The organism is Adhaeribacter soli (assembly GCF_008727925.1).
Lineage (GTDB): Bacteria > Bacteroidota > Bacteroidia > Cytophagales > Hymenobacteraceae > Adhaeribacter_A > Adhaeribacter_A soli.
Genome location: NZ_VTWT01000004.1, coordinates 72,933 through 94,184 on the forward strand (window position 1 = coordinate 72,933; position 21,252 = coordinate 94,184).

The window sequence follows — 21,252 nt, forward strand, 5'->3', positions numbered from 1 at the left end:
TTATCCTCAAATAAAGGGCTGTAGTCTTTTAAAACTTGAAGTGTGACCAAGTAAAATGTAACTAATCCAAGAATTGCCGTAAAGCAGTAGTAACCGCCTCTATAAGAACCCACCCTTCCGATACATAAATGCTTAACTGAGCAATATCCAATTATGAGGTAACAGGAAGTTCCTTATGAATCAGATGTGTTTCAATAGGTTTAATATCAGATGTTTATAGTGTACTTATTGTTTAATTTATGAAGAAGGTAAAAAAGAAGCCAGGGTCCTTATTTGATTTTATTCGGAAAAGCATAGCGTTTTTAATTATCAGTATTTTCTCAGCAGCAGTTTGTAACGGTCAGGCCGGAAGTGTAACAGGTTTAAACCTTATTAACCCTACTACAAATCTGAAGATCAAAGCCCTGGTTTCAGGAGAGGTATTGAACCTAGCGGCTTTGCCTGGCCGCAAGCTTAATATTCAGGCTGTTACCAATCCTGCAACTGTGGGTAGTGTGGTTTTTAATTTAAGCGGCCAGGAAACTTTAGTAAGAACCGATAATATTGGTCCTCATTATGCATTGCAGGGCGATAAAGCCGGGGATTATTTTAGCTGGACGCCAACAGTAGGAAGTTATACTTTAAAGGTGCAATGTTTTGCAGAGCCTGATGGCAAAGGCATTGCCGGCGCGGCCGTAACCTTTACTTTTAAAGTAACAGATTTGCCAAGCACCTCGCAGTTTAACCTGAATTTAGCTTCCACCGGCAGTGGGGTAGTAACGAAAAGCCCAAACCAGGCCGCATATGCATCTGGTACTAAAGTATTACTTACAGCTTCGCCCGATCCGGGTGCTCAATTTACGGGGTGGCAAGGTGATGCTTCCGGAACAACCAATCCGCTGACAGTTACCATGGACGGCCACAAAAACATTAGCGCCACTTTTGTTCAGCCCGAACCAGGAACGATCATCCCTTATGGCGCTATCTGGAAATATCACGATAAGGGCACAGATCAGGGATCAGCCTGGACGGGCCTTTCTTTTAATGATGGTTCATGGACCAGCGGCCGGGCAAAATTTGGCTATGGAATTAAAGATGCGGCTACCTTGATCGGTTACGGGCCAGTTTCCAGCAATAAATATATCACCACTTATTTCAGAAAGAGCATCTCTATTACAGATAAAGACCAGTATGCTTCTTTCTCAGGATCGGTTAAAAGAGACGATGGGGTACGGATATTTATTAACGGCGTAGAGGTTTACCGGAATAATTTGCCTGGTGGCGCCATAAATTATAAGACGCTGGCTTCAGGTGCTACGGATGGAAGTACTGCCCATAATTTTACCATAAACAAGACAGCTTTTGTAAATGGCAACAATGTAATTGCAGTGGAGATTCACCAGAACGGCGCAACTTCAGCAGACATGGCCTTCGACCTGAAACTGGTAGGTAAACCAATAAAAATAACCCGTGGTCCCTACCTGCAAATGGGAAATCAATCTGGGGTAACGGTCCGCTGGCGCACCAATGGTCCTACAGATTCCAGAATTGAAGTAGGAACCGTTTATGGCACCTATTCCCTCAGCGCCTCCAACCCAACTGTTACTACCGAACATGAGGTAAGGATTAATGGGTTGAAAACCAATACAAAATACTATTACCGGCTGGGCAGTACGAAAAACGTGTTACAAGGCGATAAAAACAATTTTTTTAAAACCGCTCCTTCGGCAGAAACTACCGGCAAGATCCGGATCGCTGTTTTTGGGGATTGCGGAATGGATTACAAAGGTAGCCAGGCCGCAACTTTAAATTCATATTTAACCCATACCGGGCAAAACCCGGCAGAACTCATGCTTTTACTCGGCGACAATGCTTATGATGACGGAACAGATGCCGAATATCAGGCAAACTTTTTCAATCCGTATGGTTCTACTATTCTTAAAAACCACATCATTTTTCCTACCCCTGGGAATCATGATTATGGCAATCAGGCCTCCAGAACTGATCCTTACTATAAAATATTCTCAATGCCAACTGCCGGGGAATGTGGCGGCGTACCTTCCGGTACAGAAGCATTTTATTCTTATGACTGGGGAAACATCCACTTTATCAGCCTCGATTCCTACGGTACCGAAAAGCCAGGCAATACCAGGCTTTATGATACGCTTGGCGTACAGGTTAACTGGCTTAAGAAAGATCTGGCGGCAAATAAGAAGAAATGGGTAATCGCGTTCTGGCACCATCCGCCATATTCTATGGGTACGCATAATTCAGATACCGAAGACCAAATGTTCAAGATCAGGCAGAACTTTCTCCGGATCCTGGAGCGGGGTGGGGTCGATCTGGTTTTATGTGGCCATAGTCATTCCTATGAACGGTCTTATCTGTTGAATAAACATTATGGCTGGGAAAAATCATTTAGTAAATCAGCGCATGCCAAAAGCACTTCCAGCGGAAAATACGATGGCAGTAATAATTCATGCCCTTACGTAACGGTAACAGGGGCAAAAAACCATGGAACTGTTTATACGATTGCCGGCTCTGCCGGAGGTGCGGATGGAAAGGTAGCTTCGGCGTGGCCCCACAATGCCATGCCGTTTTCCTTCAACCGGGGGGGCATGCTTTACCTGGAAGTAACAGATAACCGGCTGGATGCTAAGTTTTTAAACCAGGATGGCAAAATTGCTGATCAATACACCATTATGCAGAACGTTAATAAAACCAGCACTAAAACAGTTGCCTCTAATACCCCTGTACAACTAAGCGCATCCTGGCAGGGATCGTATAAGTGGTCTACCGGGGCAACAAGTAAAAGCATAACCGTTAATGCCACCAGAGATACCACTTTTAAAGTAACTGATAGTAATAATTGCCTGACTGATGTGTTTAAAATAAAAGTAACTTCTCCCGCAAAAGTAGTTAATGTTGCAGAAGATAATTCAGTTACAAGAATTGATAACCAGTTGAAGCCTGCCAGTGAATTACCAAGGATCTTCCCGAGCCATATGCAAAAAGGTACCAGCATATCTATTGAAGCTGATCCTGCAGAGGAGATGAACATAATGATCACGAATAGTAATGGAATGCTCGTTCAGTCGGCAACAATTGTAGGTAGTACTACTATCGATACCAGTAACTTGGCAGCCGGCATTTACTTTGTTCAGGTTATAGGAAAAGATAGAACTAAGGCCCAAAAGGTTTTAATTACTAATTAAAAGTGTAAGTACCCTATAAGTATCCCTAAAATTGGGACAGTTTAAAAGTAGACAGAAATGTTTAATTTTAAACTGATAAGATGAAAAAGACAAGATTCACCGAGAGCCAGATCGTAAAGGCTTTAAAGGAGCATGAAGCAGGCAGTAAGCCGTAAGGCCGAGGACATTTGCCGGGAGCTGGAGATCAGCCGGGCAGCTTTTTACAAGTGGAAGAGCCGCTATGGTGGCATGCAGGCATCGGACTTGCAGCGGCTTAAAGAGCTGGAGGAAGAAAACCAGCGGCTTAAAAAGATGTTTACCGCCCTGAGCCTGGACCATGCTATTCTCAAGAAGGTAATCGACCCGATGTTGACGCACGTCTGCGGGTCAAAAAAGGTTGGGGCCCTGGCAGCAGAAAGCCTTAGCTGAAGAGATTGTTTCAGATCATGGTCTATCGGTTTCCAGGGCCTGTAGTTTAAGCGGGCTATCGCGTTCAAAATACTATTATAAAAGCTGCCGGGATGATTCAGAAGTGATCTCAGCCCTGCAGGAGCTGGCAGCTGCGCATCCGGCTTATGGCTTTAGGAAGCTATTCTCCTGCCTGAGGAGAAAAGGTAAAGCATGGAACCACAAGCGCGTGTACCGGGTCTACAAACTGCTGAAGCTAAACAAAAAAAGAAGAGGCAAGCGCAGGCTGCCTGCCCAGGTAAAGCAGCCTTTAGAGCAACCGCAGCAGCTCAACAGCAGCTGGAGCATGGACTTTATGAGTGAATCACTGGCTTCGGGCAATAAGTTCAGGACCCTGAACGTGATCAATGACTGCAACCGGGAAGCGCTCACCATTGAAGTGTCCACGTCTATCGGAGCCAAAAGCGTGGTCCGCAGCCTGGAGCAGCTTATAGACTGGCGGGGAAAGCCCAAAACCATACGAGTGGATAACGGGCCGGAGATTACCAGCGCTGACTTTACCTTATGGTGTGAAAAGGAAAAGATCAGCATCCAATATATCCAGCCGGGCAAGCCGATGCAGAATGGCTATATAGAACGCTTCAACGGCAGTTACCGCAGAGAAATACTGGATAGCTAACTGTTCTTTGACCTTGAGGAGGTCCGGCAACTGACCAATGAGTGGATAGAGCATTACAATACCCAAAGGCCGCATGAAGCATTAAGAAACCACACGCCAAGGGAATGGCCGCTCAAAAAAGAAAGTGGAAATATGGAAAACCTGACCAGCCACGCAAGGCCACCACAACAGGTTTACCACATTCCCACTTCATAGTAGTGGTAGTAGATGATTTTTAAAAAAGTCTACTTTTATAATTGCTCTAAAAAGGGGTACTTACACCCGCATTACTTGTTTAGCGAGGCTTCATGATTATGCTTGTCCGGATGCTGATTATGCTGCCTTAGCTATCGTCTGGTTCCAAGATGATTTTGCTTTTCCGATTGTAGCTGAAGTGCTGGAGCAAATGAAACAGATCCCTTTCAGGAATTTAGCTCAGGAGTTTGACTTCTTTTAAGGGGAAGGTATGAGTTACTAAAGAGTTGTAGGGCAATTACAACGAAGAGTTCGTACGCAAATGTGTACGCAGGATAAATAAAAAAGGCCTTTACAGTGAAATAAAGGCCTTTTTAGTAGTCCATAGGGGAATCGAACCCCTGTTACCAGAATGAAAATCTGGTGTCCTAACCCCTAGACGAATGGACCATCTTAGGAAAACAAACGTCCTTGTCTGTTTTGGTGGTGCAAATATAGCGGGCTGTTTTTTCGAAGCAAAATATTTTTTCAATTTTTTTAACGCTTCCCCTTAACAACTTCATTCTGAGAAAGAAAAAATTAATTGGTTTTTACCAAAACAGAACTGTAACTTCGCGGCGTCATTCATTCACAGACTTATATATAAGCTCTTATGTCAAAAATTAAAGTTGCTATTAACGGTTTTGGCCGTATTGGTCGTTTAACTTTTAAAGCGTTACAGGAACGTGAAGGGGTAGAAGTTGTAGCGATCAACGATCTTACTGATCCGAAAACCCTTGCTCACCTTTTAAAATACGACTCCGTTCACGGTAAATTCCCGGGCGAAGTAAAAGCGGAAGAAGGCGGCATTAACGTAAACGGCAAAAGCATTAAGATCTATGCCGAGCGCGAGCCGAAAAACCTGCCTTGGGGTACTTTGGGCGTAGATGTGGTTTTAGAATCTACCGGTCGTTTCGTTGACGAAAAAGGGGCTGGCGGTCACTTAGAGGCTGGCGCTAAAAAAGTAGTTATCTCTGCTCCGGCAAAAGGCAATATCCCAACTGTAGTTTTAGGCGTTAACCAAGATACCCTTACCGGTTCCGAAACGATCGTTTCTAACGCTTCCTGCACTACCAACTGCTTAGCCCCAATGGCGAAAGTACTGGACGATGCTTTCGGTATCGACAAAGGTTATATCACTACTGTTCACGCTTACACGGCTGACCAGAATCTGCAGGATGCGCCGCACTCTGACCTGCGTCGTGCCCGTGCTGCTGCTTATTCTATCGTGCCTACTTCTACCGGCGCTGCCAAAGCGGTTGGTTTAGTATTGCCGCACCTGAACGGTAAACTGGATGGCGTTGCCATGCGCGTTCCTATTCCGGATGGTTCTATGACCGACTTAACTGTTGTGTTGAAAAAGCCGGCTACCAAAGCTGAAATTAACGCTGCTATGAAAGCTGCTGCTGAAGGCCCGATGAAAGGCATTCTGGAGTACACCGAAGATCCGATCGTTTCTATCGACATCGTTGGTAACACGCACTCTTGTATTTTCGATGCGGATCTGACTTCTGCCAACGAAACGCTGGTGAAAGTGGTAGGCTGGTACGACAACGAAGCCGGTTACTCTAACCGTGCTGCCGACCTGATTGCCCGTCTGGGAAAATAATTAAACGCTACGTTTTAGCATAAAAAAGAAAGGCTTGCTTCGGCAGGCCTTTTTTTGTTTTACGTTTGCAGATAGGTAAGCATCTCATTCCGGTTACTTTCCTTTACCCACCCCTAACCCCTCCGAGGAGGGGAATTCGATCAAAAAATATATTCGAGTAATTATTGCGTTATCCGATAATTCCCCTGCTCGGAGGGGCCAGGGGTGGGTTCGTTTTTTGACCTCTTTGGTTGTCCGTTTGAAGAAAGGGCAAACGAAGTAGTCTAAAATAAACTCATTCCCTCTTAAATAATATGAACCAGGTTTTCTGCCAGGCATCCCTCTACGAAGACTTTCACGTAACAGCAACAGCAAGATGCCCTGCAAAAAGTGATACCTGTCACTTTGTTTATATGAAAATTGGCCTATATTTGCTTTCTGACTTGTAGCAAACAAACTCCCGATATATAATTCATCATCCTATGAAAAAGATTTTAGTACCTACCGATTTTTCCGCCGAAGCGCAGCACGCTTTTGATATTGCTACCCAACTGGCCCACCTTTCCGGCGCCGAACTAAAATTGCTGAACGTAATTGAAATGAACGGCACGCCGAACTTTGCCGCTACCGGCGACTATATGGGTTCCGGCGGGGTAGAACAACTGTACATGGTAAAGCTGCTGGAATCTACCCGCGACCAGATGCGCCGCATGATGAATTCTAACCAGTTTTCGGATGTGCGCATTCTAGATGAGGTAGATGTGGACGATATCTTCCACAATATCCGGAAAAAGATCACCCAGGAAAGTATTGACCTGGTGGTGATGGGTACCAAAGGCGCCGACGGCCTGAACGAAATGCTGATCGGTTCGAATACCGAGAAAGTGGTTCGCCAGGCGCATTGCCCGGTACTTACCGTGAAAGCTAACAGCGGCCCGTTCGACGTAAGAACCATTGTGTTCCCTTCTAATTTCCGCGAAGATTCACCGTACCCGGTAGATGTGCTGAAATACTTCCAGAAACTGTTCAATGCGCACGTGCACCTGGTGTACATTAACACGCCAACTACGTTCGGTACTTCCCGCGAAAGCAAAGCCCGTATGGAAGATTTCGTGCGTCGCTACAACCTGGAAAATTACACGCTCAACATTCACAACGATTCGGTAGAGGAAGACGGTATCCTGTCGTTTGCCGACGAAGTAAATGCTGACCTGATCATTATGGCTACGCACGGCCGGACCGGTTTCTCGCACCTGTTAAGCGGCAGCATTGCCGAAGACATGGTAAACCACGCCCAGCGTCCGATCCTGACCTGCCACATGAAATAATTTGAAAATTTGAAGATTTGAAAATGCGGAAATGAGGAAATGATTTTCACAGGGAAGTAACGAAGATCCCCGTTGGTGAAGTACAGGCTTTACCGCTGGGGATTTTTGTTTTTAGCAGTTTTTCAGGCCCAAAAGGTAGCGTTTTCCGGAAGGTTGGCAAGATTTAGCAGGCAAGCATCGGCAATTCAAAGCAAAAACGTGTAAATTCGGCAACTGAAACCTGAAAGCTGTTCCAATGCCTCATTTTGCCAAAACCCTGTTCATTATCAATCCGAAGTCCGGAAGGCAAAATAAGCTGAATATTCAGGACCTGATCCGGAAGCATTTGCCGGAAGACAGTTTTGATATAGTGGAAACGGAATTTGCCGGGCATGCCACCGAACTGGCGCGGCAGGGAGCGAAAGATGGTTTCCGGGTAGTGGCAGCGGTGGGCGGCGACGGTACGGTAAACGAAGTGGCCCGCGGGCTGCTGGGAACCAGAGCGGCGCTGGCCATTATTCCGAAAGGCTCCGGCAACGGCTTGGCGCGCCATCTGAACATTCCTTTAGAAGTACCGGCGGCGCTGGACCTTTTTCACAACAGTACTTTTTCCCGCATCGACACTTGTACCATTAACGGGCACCCCTTTTTCTGCACGGCCGGTTTCGGGTTCGACGGGTACATCAGTTCTATTTTTGCCCGGAATGCCCGGCGCGGCTTACGGAGCTACGTGGAACTGATCCTGAAAGAATTTACGAAATTCAAACCCGGCAAAGCAACGGTACAACTAAACCACGAAAACTTCGAAACCGACTGTTTTGTGCTGACTTTTGCCAATGCCTCGCAATACGGCAATAACGCTTACATCGCGCCCATGGCCGATATCCGGGACGGTTTGCTGGACGTTTGCCTGATCCGGGAGCTGTCGCTGCAGAAGGCAATGGCGGTTAGCTACGGCCTGTTAACTAAAAAAATTGCTACTTCCGGCCACGCCGAGTTCTTTAAAACCCAGGAAATTACCGCCCAAACCAAAGAGCAGATGCCTTTTCATGCCGATGGGGAATATGTGGGCGAAGCCTGCGAATTTCACGTACAAATAAAACCCTTAAGTTTAGAAGTTCTAATACCCGCAAGTTAAGTATGGCCAAGCAATCGCGCAAAGACCGGGAAGGCGTGGTGTATTCCACCAATTCCGATTTCAACTACGAATACAATTCGGACCAGGAGACCGAAACGCTACCGCCCCAGCAGCAAAACCTGAAAGTAATGCTCGATAAAAAAGCGCGCGCCGGCAAGCAGGTCACGCTCGTTACCGGTTTTGTGGGCAAGGAAGACGACCTGAAAGAGCTGGGCAAACTGCTGAAAAACAAGTGCGGGGTAGGAGGGACTATAAAAGACGGCGAGATCGTGATCCAGGGCGATTTCCGCGATAAGATCCTGCAGATTCTGCTCGAAAATAAGTACAAAGCAAAGAAGGCCGGCGGCTGAGGTTTTCTAGCTGAAAAGCTACCGTTTTTTCGGCTCCGCTTTGTTTAATGCAGCAAATTTCGGAGCTGGGCAGATTTAACTTTTCTGGTCTGAACTTACGAGGGTGGTAGCGTTATGGCTTACCTTAAAGTTGCAGGAATTGGCAATAAAGCACATTTTATTTGCCTCTTCGTGAAGCGTCGCTGCTGTAGCCCTCATCGTTTCGTCCGCGACCGTTACCACCGGATTTAAAACCACTTCCTTAAATTTGCCGCTGCCGTTTTCTGCTTCTTCCATAAGGCCGGTAGCCTTATCGGAGCAAGCCGTTACCACCACCTTGTTCACCGCACACAGGTGCAGGTACCAAAGCATGTGGCAGGCGGAAAGCGCGGATACCAGCAGATCTTCCGGGTTGAACCGCGTGGCATCGCCTAAAAAAGCCGGATCGGAAGAACCGGGTATCTGCATGGCTTTTCCGTTGCCGGAAACAAGGTAATTACGTTTGTAAGTCCGGTAGCCCGAAGTTCCGGCCCCGGTGTTTCCCGTCCATTCCAGGTTTATCTCGTAAGCGTGCTCTTTCATTTTTGGCTGAAATTATCTGAGAGATCCGAATAAAGTGGAGGATAAGATTTCAGGCTATGGTGCTATCCGGCAGGTTCAGGTGCATCTGGTACAGGTCGAAGCCTTCGGCCCAGAAATCTTTTTCGGTGCGTTCCAGGCGGAAGCCCATTTTTTCATAAAACCGGTACGTAAGCTGGGTGGTTCTTACCACGATCTGGTTAATTGCGGAATTGCTTTTTATTACGTTTATCCGGAATCGGGTGAGTTCCTTACCAATACCTTTTCCCTGATAATCGGGATCGATGATGTCCCAGGAAAGCCGCGCCAGTTTTTCTGCCGGAAAGTAGTTAATGCCGCCGGCACCCACCACCTTTCCATTCTCTTCTGCTACAAAGTAATCCTCCCGGTGCTTTTCAAGGTATGCTTCATAATCGTTTGCTTCAGAAGGGTGGAAGTATCGGGGCGTGTTTTGCTTCAGGATGGCTAGAAGGGCGGGTTTGTCTTCTGGGATGTAAGGTCTGATCATCTTGGGAGGGGCTGAATTTGGGCTGAGGCTTAAGGCTGGGCTAAAAAACGTGCGAGACCGTGGGGCGTGGCACGGCTCATGCACCTTGTTTGGTGCATGTTATTCTTATTTTTCCGGCTTATATTTTTTATAGATTTGATCAAACTCACCTATCTTCAAAATTGGATTGTAACCTAATTCCAGCAGTATTTTAACTAAAATTTCGTGAATTTCAACTGTTCCATACATAGACCTGGATTCATTATTTTCAATCTGTTTAAAATATTTTTCCTCTCTATTTTTAAGGATATTTAATACAATGTTGAATTCCTCTTCATTAATGGCGCTTAGTGGCTTTAGTTTTTTTATTTTTTTTAAATCCGCTATTGTGAATGCTGAAAATGTAAAATAATCAGTAGTGTCTTTCCTTATTGATTCAACCAATAAGTTTCTTTTTACTTTATAAGAAGAACCATAATATTCATAACCAGTATCCTTTTTTAAAAAGTTAAGAATATTAAATAGACTATCCCGGCCAAAAACAAGAGCAAATCTGTGGTCATTTATTACAATAAATTCGTCAACTTTCGTGGCTCGATTCCTTCTTTTGTTAATATTTTGTATTTCCGGTACGAAATCAAAAAGAACTAAAGCAACTTTGTTAAAGTGCTCCTTAGTTTCGAGTAGTTTATACATTTGTAAAGTATCGGAAGTTAATTGGCGAACTATTATCCAATCTGGAGAAGATGAATACAATCCTTCCTTTAAGTCACTTTTGAATGATTGACCGAATGATAGATATGAAGTAAAAACTAATAAAATACTTAAGATTTTCATTCAAAAAATGAGCTTATGTAGATTAAGATACTATGGCTGAATAATTAAGTGATGAACCTGCTAAACAATGAGATTCAAGTTGTTTTAGTAGCGTATATTTCACGATAAACTCTACAAAAGCTATAATGATTTGGTTTTTAATTACGCCAAACGGCTGTGCTAAAAACGTTTTAATGATTTTTAGCTTATGTTGGCAAAAGATTTAATAAAGTTTAAATTCTTTTGGAAGCCTTTTATTTATAAAACTAAACAGATTACCTGCTTCCTTTGATGGACTAGTAATATATTGCATATCCCATTCAGTACAAGCCAATTCCTTTTTCTCATAAATTATTGAAACAGATATGGAAGGTCCATCCATTGTGGTCATACCTTTATCCCTTACTTGAACTGATTTGTAAGATTCAGATAAATATGTGTATGAAAGTCTGTATAATGAATCTATTTCATCCTTATTAAATTTAATTTTAAAAGTATCAGGTTCTCCACTACGATGCCCTTTTAATATGTATAAGGTATTTACTTTAAAACCTCTTCTTCTATGATCTAACAGATCTGGAGTAAATAACTTAGCTTGGAAAGATGGTCCCCATATTCCACCCCCAACATATATGTCTATCCCAAAATCCTTGGGGTGGACCATTACTGACTCTTTTTTAGATCTTTGGCAAAAACTAAAAATTGTTGATAAGACAAAAAGAAAAAGGATGCTTGAGAATTTTATTATCATTTAAAAATATTGCTAACGGTTTGTGTAGCAGAAGCCCGCAGCGTAGCAAGGGTTAAAGCTGCACCTTGTTGTATGGGTGTTTTTTTACATTCTTCTGTATTCTGGATTAGTTCTCAGCCGCATCATTTCTGGGTTTTCTATTTCATTTTGTATGATTATCCAATTTGTATTGAAGCCAGCTGGAATCTCAACCTTCTCTCTTACAAACAAGATTAGAGAATCTTCCTTCACTTGATATAGAAATGGTTCTAGGCCATGAAACACTAACTGAACTGTTGAGTCAACTTCAACTTCTCTTTCTCCATTCAAGGTTATGATAGTAATTTGATGGTCATCAGTAACTCCCCAATTTTTAGATTTAATGTAGATTTTAGAGTTATCCTTTTCTGAAAAGAGTTATCCTTTTCTGAAATTAATTCTACGTTAGTGATAGTTGGTTCGAATGAATCTTCTAAGTCACTCAAGGCTATGAAATATATAGCACATGCAATCAAAATGATTATTAGTGTTGTTATTCCTAAAGCTTTAAGTACTGTTTTCATCTATAATTTAAATACCATACAACTACTGTATATACCGAATATTCGGCTTATCACCACTAGGTACGGAGGTTTATAACCTAACCTTACCCCAAAAACCGTTTTGCCTTCTCCAGATCCTCCGGCGTATCGATGCCCAGGTTTTCCAGTTCGGTAACGGCCGTGCGGATTTTAAACCCGTTTTCGAGCCATCGAAGTTGTTCCAGGCTTTCGCACTTTTCCAGCACGCCAACTGGTAATCGGGTAATTTGCTCTAGGATGTCGGTGCGGTAACCGTAAATGCCGATGTGTTTGTAGAAGGTATGGTGCAGCAGCCAGTCGGCAGGGGGGACGTTGCGCAAAAACGGGATGGTCTGGCGGCTGAAATACAGGGCTTGTCCGTGGTTGTCGGTAATGACTTTGGGCAGGTTGGAGTTATGCAGTTCTTCCGTGATGTGGATCTTTTTAATTAAAGTAGCCAGTTGCACGGTAGTATCCTGCAGCAGGTCGGCGAGCAGGTTTATTTGTTCAGGCTGAATGAACGGCTCGTCGCCCTGGATGTTGATGACGAACTGAAACTCCTCGTTGTTTTGCTGATAAGCTTCAAAACAGCGGTCGGTGCCGCTTTCGTGGGAGCCGGAGGTCATTACCGCGCTGCCGCCAAAGCTTTGCACGTGTTCCAGAATAAGCGCATCGTCGGTGGCAACCACTACTTTCTGCAGCCGGGCTTTACCAGCCTGTTCGTACACGCGCTGGATCATCGATTTCCCGCCGATGTCGGCCAGGGGTTTTCCCGGGAAACGGGTGGAAGCGTAGCGGGCCGGGATTATTCCTAAAATACTCATGTTATCGGTTTTCCTTTTCACAAACATACCGATTTTCAGACAAAACAACAGGCCGTAAGGTTGAGCTTTCACCTTTTAGGCTTTTTCCAATATCGTTTTATTACTTACCGGGAATTTGTTTTTTACCCGCTGAAGCACAGCAAGAAATAAGTATCTTTACCTGTACCTGCTTCCGGCGATAAATGAACCAGTAACAGGTTGGGCAAGAGCGGCCTTTTTAATCTGTTCTGAAAATCCGGTAGGGAAGGGAAGTCGAGAAATCGCGAACAGATCCGGAAATTGGTTTACTTTTTTACTGAAAAACCTACCGTTTGGCAGGTAATTTGTTGGTCGGGCGGCAGAATTTGCAGCCAAAGATTTGCCAGGAAGCAAAAGCTGAAAGGTTTGGCACAGATACTTTTTTTATCTTTGCAGGTGAATTATTTTTTACTCAGAAAAAGCTGGATAAACCGCTTTTTCGCTTTCGTAATAGCGTTTTTATGTTTCGAGTTATTCTTTGTTTGAGTTTAAGCTTATCTGTTGTTTCCCTTCCTGCCTTTTCCATTATGCCCGGGAACAAACTGGTGCAGAACGATCCGGAATACGGCACGCACAAAGTAGCTTCCGGCGAAACGCTTTATTCCTTGTCGCGCAAATATGGGGTTAGCGTAGCCGAACTAACGAAGTTAAACCCTTCGCTTAAAAACGGCCTGAAAAAAGGGCAGCTCCTGAAAGTGCCGAATAAACCAAACGCTACGGCTTCCGAGGCTAAACCTGTTGCCCCGGTTGCGCCAGCGCCGGTTAAACCAACACCTGCTCTGGCGACAGCAGCTCCCAAAGCGGAACCAGAAACGCCCGTAAGCCGCACCTATACCGTAGATGCTGGCGGTAAAAAAATGCACAAGGTAGCGCCCAAGCAAACGTTATACGGCGTAGCCATCATGCACGGGGTAACCATGGCCGAGATCCGGAAATGGAACAACCTGAAAGCCGATGCCCTGCAGCCCGGCCAGATGCTGATTGTTGGCGTAGACCAGAAAGCCCAGCATGCCCCGCATTACGTGCCGGAAAAAGACGAAGAAACGGAAGTATCGAAAGCTACCGTTGCGGTAACCAAAACCGAAACCAAAGTTAAAACCGCCGAAGGCAAGATCAAGACCGAAACCGTAAGCACCGTTAAGTCTGAAACTCCGAAAGAGGAAACAGCCCGCGAAGTGGCCGGCGAAAAAGACGATGACCGCTACGAAACCCGGACGGTGGAATCGGCCGGAAAGATTACCGAAACCGGCATGGCCGAAGTGATCACCACGCCGGGCGACAACAACAAGTTCCTTGCGCTGCACAAAACCGCCCCGATCGGTACCATTTTGCAAGTAAAAAACATCATGAACGGCCAGAACGTGTACGTGCGCGTGATCGGCAAACTGCCGGAAACCGGCGCCAACGACAAAGTGCTGGTGCGCATCTCGAAAAAAGCCTATCAGCGTTTAGCTGCTTTGGATAACCGCTTCCGGGTAGAAGTTTCGTATATGCCGTAATTAATTAGAAATTAGAAATTAAAAATTAGAAATGAATGAGAAAGCGTCTTGTGAAAAACGGGGCGCTTTTTTTATCCGCCTCAGCCTAAAATAGTATTCTTTTAACCGAAAAAAGTATGCTCACACTCGCCCTGCAAAACATCAAAAACTTACTGGATGACCGATACCGGAAATACGACGATCCGGCCTTTATTCCCAACGATCCGATCTGCATTCCGCACGGTTTCACTAAAAAGCAGGACATTGAAATAAGCGGTTTTTTTGCTTCCATTTTAGCTTGGGGCCAGCGTAAAACCATTATCAATAAATGCCGGGAACTGATGCAGCGCTTTGGTAATGCCCCGCACGATTTCATCCTGCACCACAGCGACACCGACCTGCAAGGCTTGCTGGGTTTCAAGCACCGCACCTTCAACGATACTGACCTGCTTTACCTGGTGCACTTTCTGCAGCAGCATTACCGCCAGTCCGAAACCCTGGAAACCGCCTTTACCGGTCCAAACCAGGAAATCAAAACCCAGCGCGAACGCCTCATGCACTTTTACCACACGGTTTTCAGTCTGCCCGAAGCCCCGCACCGCACGCGCAAGCATATTTCAACCCCGGCCCGGAATTCCGCCTGCAAACGCATAAACATGTACCTCCGCTGGATGGTCCGGAAAGATGAAGCCGGCGTGGATTTCGGCCTCTGGCAAACCATGCAGCCCGCCGATCTCATTTGCCCCTGCGATGTACACGTAGACCGCGTAGCCCGCAAACTCAACCTCATCACCCGCAAGCAAACCGACTGGCAAACCGCCGAAGAACTCACCGCCGCCTTACGTTTATTTGATCCTAACGACCCGGTGAAGTACGATTTTGCATTGTTTGGTCTGGGGATTGAGGAGAAGTTCTAGGTGACCTTTGGGCTACTAAGGAAACAAACCACCCCCGGCCCCTCCTTGAAAAAAGGAGGGGAGCTTTACCTCACCCCAACCCTCTCCTAAAAACAGGAGAGGGGGCTTATCCCGTTAGCTAAAGCAGCCGGCAATGATATTCGGCTGAATCAGAATTTTCAGAATTTCCCTTTTTAGAACTTTCACGCATATCGCTAGCGCAGCGCCCCTGAAAACCACGATAACTTAAAACTAAATTAATAAACTGCCAGCTACGAAGGGAAACTGACACCAGTTTCTGTGAGAGCGGCCTCCAAGCTTACTGGTGCCGAGGAACGAGGCAGCCCGGTAGGGCAGGTAAGGTTGCAGCCGCGAACGCAGAAACGAAGCCACCCGGCTTGAGGGAGAAAGCTCAATGGGAGGTGATAAGCTATTTAGTTAAGAGTGGAAGCTTGATTGATGAATTGGGCGTTTCAGCAAAGAAACCTTATGAAAAAAAGCTAAACCGCCACCTTCACCACTACTTTCCTAACCGCTTCCAGCGTCGTCATCGGGGCATGAGCATCAGTTGGGAAGAAAATCGTAAAGTGCCCGGCCGGAACATCGAACCAGGTTTCGGTTTTATCCGCGTAAAGGGCGAAATCCTTTTCTTCGTCGTAGGCTTTAAAAACCTCTTCGCAAAAAGCCAGCGGCCGCCAGCCCATGTGATCCACCCCGGAAACGATGTACTGAATATCGAGGTATTTGCGGTGCACTTCCAGCTTGGCCTCTTCTTTGGCAACTCCCGATGCTTCCGAAACAATGGCAAAAAGTTTGTCGCCTTCCAGGTCGTAGCGGCCGGGCGCCAGCGTTTCCAGGTTTTCAGTCTGCAGATAATTTAAAGCCTTTTCGAAAAGCGGATGCAGGCTGGTATAATTGGCGGAATTGTGAATCGAATCGAGGATCATAATAAATGGTAGGATTTCAGGCGAAAAAAGTAAAAGCAGGAATTTGGCTGCCAAGGCACTAAAGTACCAAAACAAAGGCAGCGAAGCTAAACTATAAAGTCAAAAATAGTGTTAAAAAACCGGCCCCAATGGCGCAATACTGCCCGAAAGCCTTAATTTTACAAAAATAAAGAACGAACCGAATTGTTATATCCTCAGAATTTTGAGCAGAAAATAGGTTTCCAGCAAATCCGCGAGATCCTGGAAAGCTATTGCCTGAGCCCGCTGGGCCTCTATTTCGTGAAGCGGATGGGTTTCCTGGACCGTTTCGACCTGGTGCAAAAACTGCTGCAGCAAACCGACGAATACGTGCGCCTGCTGAACGCCGGCACCGATTTCCCGACCCAGTATTACTTCGACGTGAATACCCACCTGCACCGCGCTTCGGTGCAGAATACTTTCCTGGAGCCGCAGGCTTTTTTCGAGATCAAAATGTCTTTGAAAACGGTGCGCGCTTCGCTGAGTTTCTTTGCCAACCCGGAAGCGGAAGAATTGTACCCGGCCCTGAAGGCATTGGGCGCGAATGTACTCGTGGAACGGGCTTTACTGGCCGCCATCGATAAAGTGATCGACGATAACGGCCAGGTAAAAGACGATGCCTCGCCGGAACTGGGCCGCATCAAGCGCGACCTGATCGCTCAGCAAAGCACGCTCCGCAAACAGATCCAAAGCATTTTACGGCACGCCAAATCGCAAGGCTGGTCGCCGGACGATGCCGAACCTACCATCCGGGGCGGCCGTCTGGTAATTCCGGTCATTGCCGAATTCAAGCGCCGCCTGAAAGGCCTCATTCACGACGAATCGACTACCGGGCATACTGTTTACATTGAGCCTGAACCGGTTTTCGAAGTGAACAACGACATTAAGGACCTGGAAAATGCTTACCAGCGCGAGCTGATCCGTTTGCTTACTTTGCTTACCGATTACCTGCGCCCGCACATTCCGGACTTGCGCAAAGCGTACCAGTATTTAGGTTTGCTCGATTTTATCCGGGCCAAAGCCGTACTGGCAAGAGAGCTGAACGCTACGCTGCCGAAGCTGCAAAAGCAACCGCATATCCGGTGGAAACAGGCTACCCATCCCTTGCTTTTCCTGAGCCACAAAGCCCAGGGGCGGGGCGTAGTGCCGCTCAGCCTTTCACTCGATCAAAATCAGCGCATCCTGCTTATTTCCGGACCCAACGCCGGCGGTAAATCGGTCGCTCTGAAAACGGCTGGCCTGCTTCAATACATGCTGCAGTGTGGTTTATTGGTTCCGGTAGGAGAGGGCTCGGAAGCCGGTATTTTCGAAGATATTTTCCTGGATATCGGCGATGAGCAATCGATCGAGAATGACCTGAGTACCTACAGTTCCCACCTGCAGAACATGAAGCAATTCGTGCTGTTCGCCGGCAAGAAAAGCATGGTGCTGATCGATGAATTTGGTACCGGTACCGAACCGATCCTGGGCGGAGCTATTGCCGAAGCCGTGCTGGAAAAACTGAACCACCAGAAAGTTTACGGGGTAATTACCACGCACTATACCAACCTGAAAGATTACGCGGAAAAGTCGCCGGGCATCGTGAATGGCGCCATGCGCTACGACCATAAGCAACTGCAGCCGCTTTACCAACTGGAAATCGGTAAACCCGGTAGTTCCTTTGCCATTGAAATTGCGCGCAAGATCGGCCTTCCGAAGGAAATTGTAGAGAAAGCCTCGAAACTGGTTGGTAAAGACAAGATCCGCTACGACCGCTTGCTGGAGCAGCTGGAAAGCGAAAAGAATTTGCTGGAAAAACAGAATGCCGACCTTGAGAAACAGCAGCGCAAACTCGACAAGGCGGTAAAGGAATATTCCGCACTGAAAGAACACATTGAAGAAAGCCGGACCGATATTATCCGGGAAGCGAAAGGCAAAGCGAAGTTGCTCCTGAAGGAAGCCAATCAGCAGATCGAAAGTACCATTTCCCAGATCCGGGAAAGCCAGGCCGATAAGGAAAAAACCAAAGAAGCCCGGCAGCAGCTGCAGGAATTTACCGAGAAAAAGGTAACCCCGGAGTCGAAAAAAGTAAAACGCACCACGCCAGATAACCGGCCGCTGCAACCCGGCGATAAGGTTTCGCTGATCGGGCAGGATTCTTACGGCGAACTGGTAGGCATAAAAGGCAAAACCGCGGAAGTGTTGTTCGGTGGCCTGAAAACCATCGTGAAGGTAGACAACCTGGAACGAGCAGTTGCGGGAGCCGCCAAAATGAAGCCGGAAAAGGAAACTGCCGAAGCTTCCCGTTCCAACGTGAATATGACCAGACGCATGGCCGATTTTACCTCCACGATCGATGTACGGGGCGAACGCGCCGAGGAAGCCCTGACCAAAGTAATGGCCTTCACCGACGATGCCATTATGCTGGGAATCCCGGAGATCAAGATCATTCACGGCCGCGGCACCGGCATCCTGAAACAGATGATCCGCGATTATTTGCGGTCACAACGCGAAGTGGCCAGCGTAGCCGATGAGCACATTGAGCGCGGCGGCGATGGGGCTACGGTGGTGGTTTTGAAGTAGAAACGGTAGCATTTCTTTCTAAAAACCACATATAAAAAAGGAGCCCCTGAATTTTCAGGGGCTCCTTTTTTATATGTGGGAATCTCAATTTAGTAAACCACCACTTTGCTCATTTGCATGCCTTTGCTGCTGTTCAGCTGCAGGTTGTAAATGCCTTTCGGTAAGTTGTTGGTTTCGATCTTGATGTCTTCGGCGCCGTTTACTTTTACCGTGTTCTCGTAAACCTTTTTACCGGCCACATCGGTCAGGATCAGGCGAACAGAACCAATATTCTTATCCGTTACCGAAACGTTGAAAGAACCGGCGTTCGGGTTCGGATAAACTTTCACCGTTTTCACGCTTGCATTCAGGTCTTTACCTAAACCCAGGAGCTGGAAATTAACCGCCGTGAAGCCTTTATTTAAATCCTGGATCCGTTTTGCGTGTTCCTGGTAGTATTGATTGGCAATATTGAAGTTGTGAATTACAAGGGTGTTTTCGTCGTTTTCGTTGTTGGCAGAGTTGCTCCAGTTGTGAGAGCTAACCCAAACCAGCGGATCGGAGCTTGTTGCCCCAACGTCTACTACCATGTATTTGTGGTGGAAAATGCCGCCAGTGTTTTTCCAAAGCTGAATCCGGTTGTTTAAAACTCCTTTCACGGTCATAAACGGTCCGCTTGCCTGGGTGCTGTCGTCCATGAGCATTTCAGAACGGGCTTCCATGCCTGGATTTGCCTGGATCTGGTTTTTAATGGCAACTGCAATGTCGGAGCGCGTCATGAGCATGGTAGAAATATGCAGGTCGTTGTTGGCAGTACCAATGGTTTCGATCAGGCGGGAATTTACGTTGTCGGAAGGGCTGAAGTAAAGCTCCACGGCCGAACCGCCAATGTTGAAGTGGTGCGGGGTATTGTCGGCTTTTGCCGGACCGAATACGCCGCCGGTCGCAGTACCGTTGCCGAACATTTCTTCAAATTCCATCCGGAAGGCTTTTGCAAGGCTTTGGTCCTGAATAACAATGGCGCTGTTCGGGTCGGTATTTACCTGGCCTACGGTATAGTTGGTAGAACCGGTCCATACAATTGGTTTGTTCGGGTTAGTGGAATTGGCATCGATCACCACAAATTTATTGTGCATAATGCCGCGGGGCGTATTTCTTTTTACCACCGGAATAGCGGCGTTCAGGCCGGCCAGACCCTGGCTGCCGTAGTCGTCAATTACCAGTCGTACCGTAACCCCGCGCGTTTTTGCGTTATTTAAGGCGGTTGGCAGGTTAACTAAAGTGCCGCTGTTGAAACCATACATGGTAAGGTCGATGGTTTGAGTTGCGCGGTTGATATAGGCTACCAGCGTGTCGTCTATGGCGTTGGTAAGGGTAGTGGCGGCATTGTTTGCCGGGCCATAAGCGGTATTTACCGACCGGTTGAAATAAGGCTTAATGGTTCCGGTTGAATTCGAGGCCGTGATCATTGGAACCACGGTAGAAACCGACGAGCCAATGCTGTTGGTAGAAGTAACCTGCACGTAATAAACCGTAGCTGGCTGCAAGCCGGAAAGAGCAATGCTATGGGTAGTTACGCTTGCAGCGCTGGTGGCATTCTGATTAAGCGCAGTTGGCGAGGTGCCATAATCTACGCGGGTGCTACCGGCATTCTGGGTTTTAAAGTTAATGGTGAAGCCGGAAGTGGTAATATTGGTAGGATAAGGAGCCGTAATTACGTTAGGAGTTGCACCCATGTCGAAATCGGAATAAACCCGCGGTAGGAGCTGGTAACCGCCGGTACCGGTGCTGGTGTACTGGCTCATGATACCCGTCAGGCCGAACGTATTGGTCGGGGCTGGTTTGTTCACGATGCCGTTCGGTCCGGTTGAGGCGCTGTTGGTCCGTACATCCTGACCTGAAACGCCATTCAGCCGATAGGTTGTATTGCCGGCAAGAGTTGTAACATTGGCGCCAGCCGTAGTTTTAATGCTGCTGTTGCCAGTAATCTGTACCAGCATGCCTTCATATTGCTCTACGTAAACGTTTGCTGCGTTTGCGGCCGTTACTACCTTGGGGGCAGGAAGCGGTTTGTTTCTGGCCAGTACGTTTACGCTGGTTACCGGATCAATTTCGAGCAAACCATTGTAGTTTTTCATCGTGCCGGTAATTTCCACGCTGTCGCCCGGAACCAGGTTGGTGATCATGGGAGCGGAGGAATAAGCAGCGATGCCGGCCACGTTATCCTGCAGGTAGCGGATCACGCCTAGTTCCGGGCCATTGGTTACAATGCCCCGCACCGTAACAGTGCTGTTTACGGCCTGAGCCCGTGCTGCCGAAATGCTTTGCGCCTGTGCCTGGGAAGCAAGGCCTAAAGCACCCAGTAAAAACAGAGATAGAATTTTTTTCATATCTGGATTTTAGAGTAATGAAATTTGCTTTAAATAGAATTCTAAATATATTTGAATGAATATGTCCGTTTTCAGTATCTCTCTGAAAAGCAGCCGGTAAAGATAGTGGTTTTTTAATAAAAAAAGCATTTTT

16 protein-coding genes, 1 tRNA gene and 1 pseudogene are annotated in these 21,252 nt (G+C 46.7%); 9 read left to right on the forward strand and 9 right to left on the reverse strand.

From position 1 onward, the window contains the following. The first annotated feature begins 239 nt into the window (after positions 1–239). Together F0P94_RS08460 and F0P94_RS08465 are read left to right on the forward strand one after the other, a co-directional pair. Entirely contained in the window at positions 240–3,194 is a 2,955-nt protein-coding gene (locus F0P94_RS08460; RefSeq protein ID WP_150903451.1) for a metallophosphoesterase, read from the forward strand. An 80-nt stretch (positions 3,195–3,274) separates the two neighbouring features. After that, positions 3,275–4,455, forward strand: a pseudogene (locus F0P94_RS08465) (IS3 family transposase). Positions 4,456–4,812: 357 nt separating this feature from the next. Here F0P94_RS08465 and F0P94_RS08470 read toward each other — a convergent pair. Continuing rightward, positions 4,813–4,884: transfer RNA gene (locus F0P94_RS08470), tRNA-Glu, on the reverse strand. A gap of 202 nt (positions 4,885–5,086) precedes the next feature. Between F0P94_RS08470 and gap the strand changes: the two genes are divergently transcribed. From gap to F0P94_RS08490, 4 genes are all read left to right on the forward strand, one after another. Continuing rightward, positions 5,087–6,082 (forward strand): type I glyceraldehyde-3-phosphate dehydrogenase, encoded by a 996-nt coding sequence (gene gap, locus F0P94_RS08475; RefSeq protein ID WP_150903452.1) that lies wholly within the window; start codon positions 5,087–5,089, stop codon positions 6,080–6,082. Between the two features lie 461 nt (positions 6,083–6,543). Continuing rightward, on the forward strand, positions 6,544–7,389 hold the full coding sequence (locus F0P94_RS08480) for a universal stress protein (protein ID WP_150903453.1): 846 nt from the start codon (positions 6,544–6,546) through the stop codon (positions 7,387–7,389). 235 nt (positions 7,390–7,624) lie between these two features. Continuing rightward, positions 7,625–8,506: a diacylglycerol/lipid kinase family protein gene (locus F0P94_RS08485; protein ID WP_150903454.1), complete on the forward strand. Its 882-nt coding sequence runs from the start codon at positions 7,625–7,627 to the stop codon at positions 8,504–8,506. Between the two features lie 2 nt (positions 8,507–8,508). Further along, positions 8,509–8,856 carry a translation initiation factor gene (locus tag F0P94_RS08490; protein ID WP_150903455.1) on the forward strand — a complete coding sequence of 116 codons (348 nt, stop codon included), beginning with the start codon at positions 8,509–8,511 and terminating at the stop codon, positions 8,854–8,856. Positions 8,857–8,931: 75 nt separating this feature from the next. Here the strand turns inward: F0P94_RS08490 and F0P94_RS08495 are convergent, their stop codons facing one another. From F0P94_RS08495 to kdsB, 6 genes are all read right to left on the reverse strand, one after another. Then, positions 8,932–9,417 (reverse strand): OsmC family protein, encoded by a 486-nt coding sequence (locus F0P94_RS08495; protein ID WP_150903456.1) that lies wholly within the window; start codon positions 9,415–9,417, stop codon positions 8,932–8,934. A gap of 49 nt (positions 9,418–9,466) precedes the next feature. Further along, positions 9,467–9,922, reverse strand: coding sequence for a GNAT family N-acetyltransferase (locus F0P94_RS08500; protein WP_150903457.1), 456 nt, complete (start codon positions 9,920–9,922; stop codon positions 9,467–9,469). A 105-nt stretch (positions 9,923–10,027) separates the two neighbouring features. Next, complete coding sequence (locus tag F0P94_RS08505) at positions 10,028–10,738, reverse strand: hypothetical protein (RefSeq protein ID WP_150903458.1); 711 nt, start codon at positions 10,736–10,738, stop codon at positions 10,028–10,030. A gap of 202 nt (positions 10,739–10,940) precedes the next feature. Then, a complete protein-coding gene (locus F0P94_RS08510) occupies positions 10,941–11,381 on the reverse strand; it encodes a hypothetical protein (RefSeq protein ID WP_150903459.1) in 441 nt (146 codons plus the stop codon). Between the two features lie 171 nt (positions 11,382–11,552). Then, entirely contained in the window at positions 11,553–11,777 is a 225-nt protein-coding gene (locus tag F0P94_RS08515) for a hypothetical protein (RefSeq protein ID WP_150903460.1), read from the reverse strand. Positions 11,778–12,093: 316 nt separating this feature from the next. Further along, positions 12,094–12,831 (reverse strand): 3-deoxy-manno-octulosonate cytidylyltransferase, encoded by a 738-nt coding sequence (gene kdsB, locus F0P94_RS08520; protein WP_150903461.1) that lies wholly within the window; start codon positions 12,829–12,831, stop codon positions 12,094–12,096. Between the two features lie 545 nt (positions 12,832–13,376). Here kdsB and F0P94_RS08525 point away from each other — a divergent pair. Then, positions 13,377–14,348: a LysM peptidoglycan-binding domain-containing protein gene (locus F0P94_RS08525; RefSeq protein ID WP_191906975.1), complete on the forward strand. Its 972-nt coding sequence runs from the start codon at positions 13,377–13,379 to the stop codon at positions 14,346–14,348. A gap of 116 nt (positions 14,349–14,464) precedes the next feature. After that, complete coding sequence (locus F0P94_RS08530; RefSeq protein WP_150903463.1) at positions 14,465–15,244, forward strand: TIGR02757 family protein; 780 nt, start codon at positions 14,465–14,467, stop codon at positions 15,242–15,244. Positions 15,245–15,723: 479 nt separating this feature from the next. Here the strand turns inward: F0P94_RS08530 and F0P94_RS08535 are convergent, their stop codons facing one another. Further along, a complete protein-coding gene (locus F0P94_RS08535; protein WP_150903464.1) occupies positions 15,724–16,170 on the reverse strand; it encodes a YhcH/YjgK/YiaL family protein in 447 nt (148 codons plus the stop codon). Positions 16,171–16,353: 183 nt separating this feature from the next. On the opposite strand from F0P94_RS08535, the gene F0P94_RS08540 reads away from it, so the two are divergent. After that, positions 16,354–18,750 carry an endonuclease MutS2 gene (locus tag F0P94_RS08540; protein ID WP_150903465.1) on the forward strand — a complete coding sequence of 799 codons (2,397 nt, stop codon included), beginning with the start codon at positions 16,354–16,356 and terminating at the stop codon, positions 18,748–18,750. Between the two features lie 89 nt (positions 18,751–18,839). Here F0P94_RS08540 and F0P94_RS08545 read toward each other — a convergent pair whose 3' ends face one another. After that, complete coding sequence (locus F0P94_RS08545) at positions 18,840–21,119, reverse strand: phospholipase D-like domain-containing protein (protein ID WP_150903466.1); 2,280 nt, start codon at positions 21,117–21,119, stop codon at positions 18,840–18,842. Positions 21,120–21,252: the final 133 nt, after the last annotated feature.

What these genes read in the sequence shown, in the direction of transcription:
- F0P94_RS08460 (WP_150903451.1), top strand. Translation starts at nt 240, where the DNA reads ATGAAGAAGGTAAAAAAGAAGCCAGGGTCCTTATTTGATTTTATTCGG.
- gap (WP_150903452.1), top strand. Translation starts at nt 5,087, where the DNA reads ATGTCAAAAATTAAAGTTGCTATTAACGGTTTTGGCCGTATTGGTCGT.
- F0P94_RS08480 (WP_150903453.1), top strand. Translation starts at nt 6,544, where the DNA reads ATGAAAAAGATTTTAGTACCTACCGATTTTTCCGCCGAAGCGCAGCAC.
- F0P94_RS08485 (WP_150903454.1), top strand. Translation starts at nt 7,625, where the DNA reads ATGCCTCATTTTGCCAAAACCCTGTTCATTATCAATCCGAAGTCCGGA.
- F0P94_RS08490 (WP_150903455.1), top strand. Translation starts at nt 8,509, where the DNA reads ATGGCCAAGCAATCGCGCAAAGACCGGGAAGGCGTGGTGTATTCCACC.
- F0P94_RS08495 (WP_150903456.1), bottom strand. Translation starts at nt 9,417, where the DNA reads ATGAAAGAGCACGCTTACGAGATAAACCTGGAATGGACGGGAAACACC.
- F0P94_RS08500 (WP_150903457.1), bottom strand. Translation starts at nt 9,922, where the DNA reads ATGATCAGACCTTACATCCCAGAAGACAAACCCGCCCTTCTAGCCATC.
- F0P94_RS08505 (WP_150903458.1), bottom strand. Translation starts at nt 10,738, where the DNA reads ATGAAAATCTTAAGTATTTTATTAGTTTTTACTTCATATCTATCATTC.
- F0P94_RS08510 (WP_150903459.1), bottom strand. Translation starts at nt 11,381, where the DNA reads ATGGTCCACCCCAAGGATTTTGGGATAGACATATATGTTGGGGGTGGA.
- kdsB (WP_150903461.1), bottom strand. Translation starts at nt 12,831, where the DNA reads ATGAGTATTTTAGGAATAATCCCGGCCCGCTACGCTTCCACCCGTTTC.
- F0P94_RS08525 (WP_191906975.1), top strand. Translation starts at nt 13,377, where the DNA reads ATGCCCGGGAACAAACTGGTGCAGAACGATCCGGAATACGGCACGCAC.
- F0P94_RS08530 (WP_150903463.1), top strand. Translation starts at nt 14,465, where the DNA reads ATGCTCACACTCGCCCTGCAAAACATCAAAAACTTACTGGATGACCGA.
- F0P94_RS08535 (WP_150903464.1), bottom strand. Translation starts at nt 16,170, where the DNA reads ATGATCCTCGATTCGATTCACAATTCCGCCAATTATACCAGCCTGCAT.
- F0P94_RS08545 (WP_150903466.1), bottom strand. Translation starts at nt 21,119, where the DNA reads ATGAAAAAAATTCTATCTCTGTTTTTACTGGGTGCTTTAGGCCTTGCT.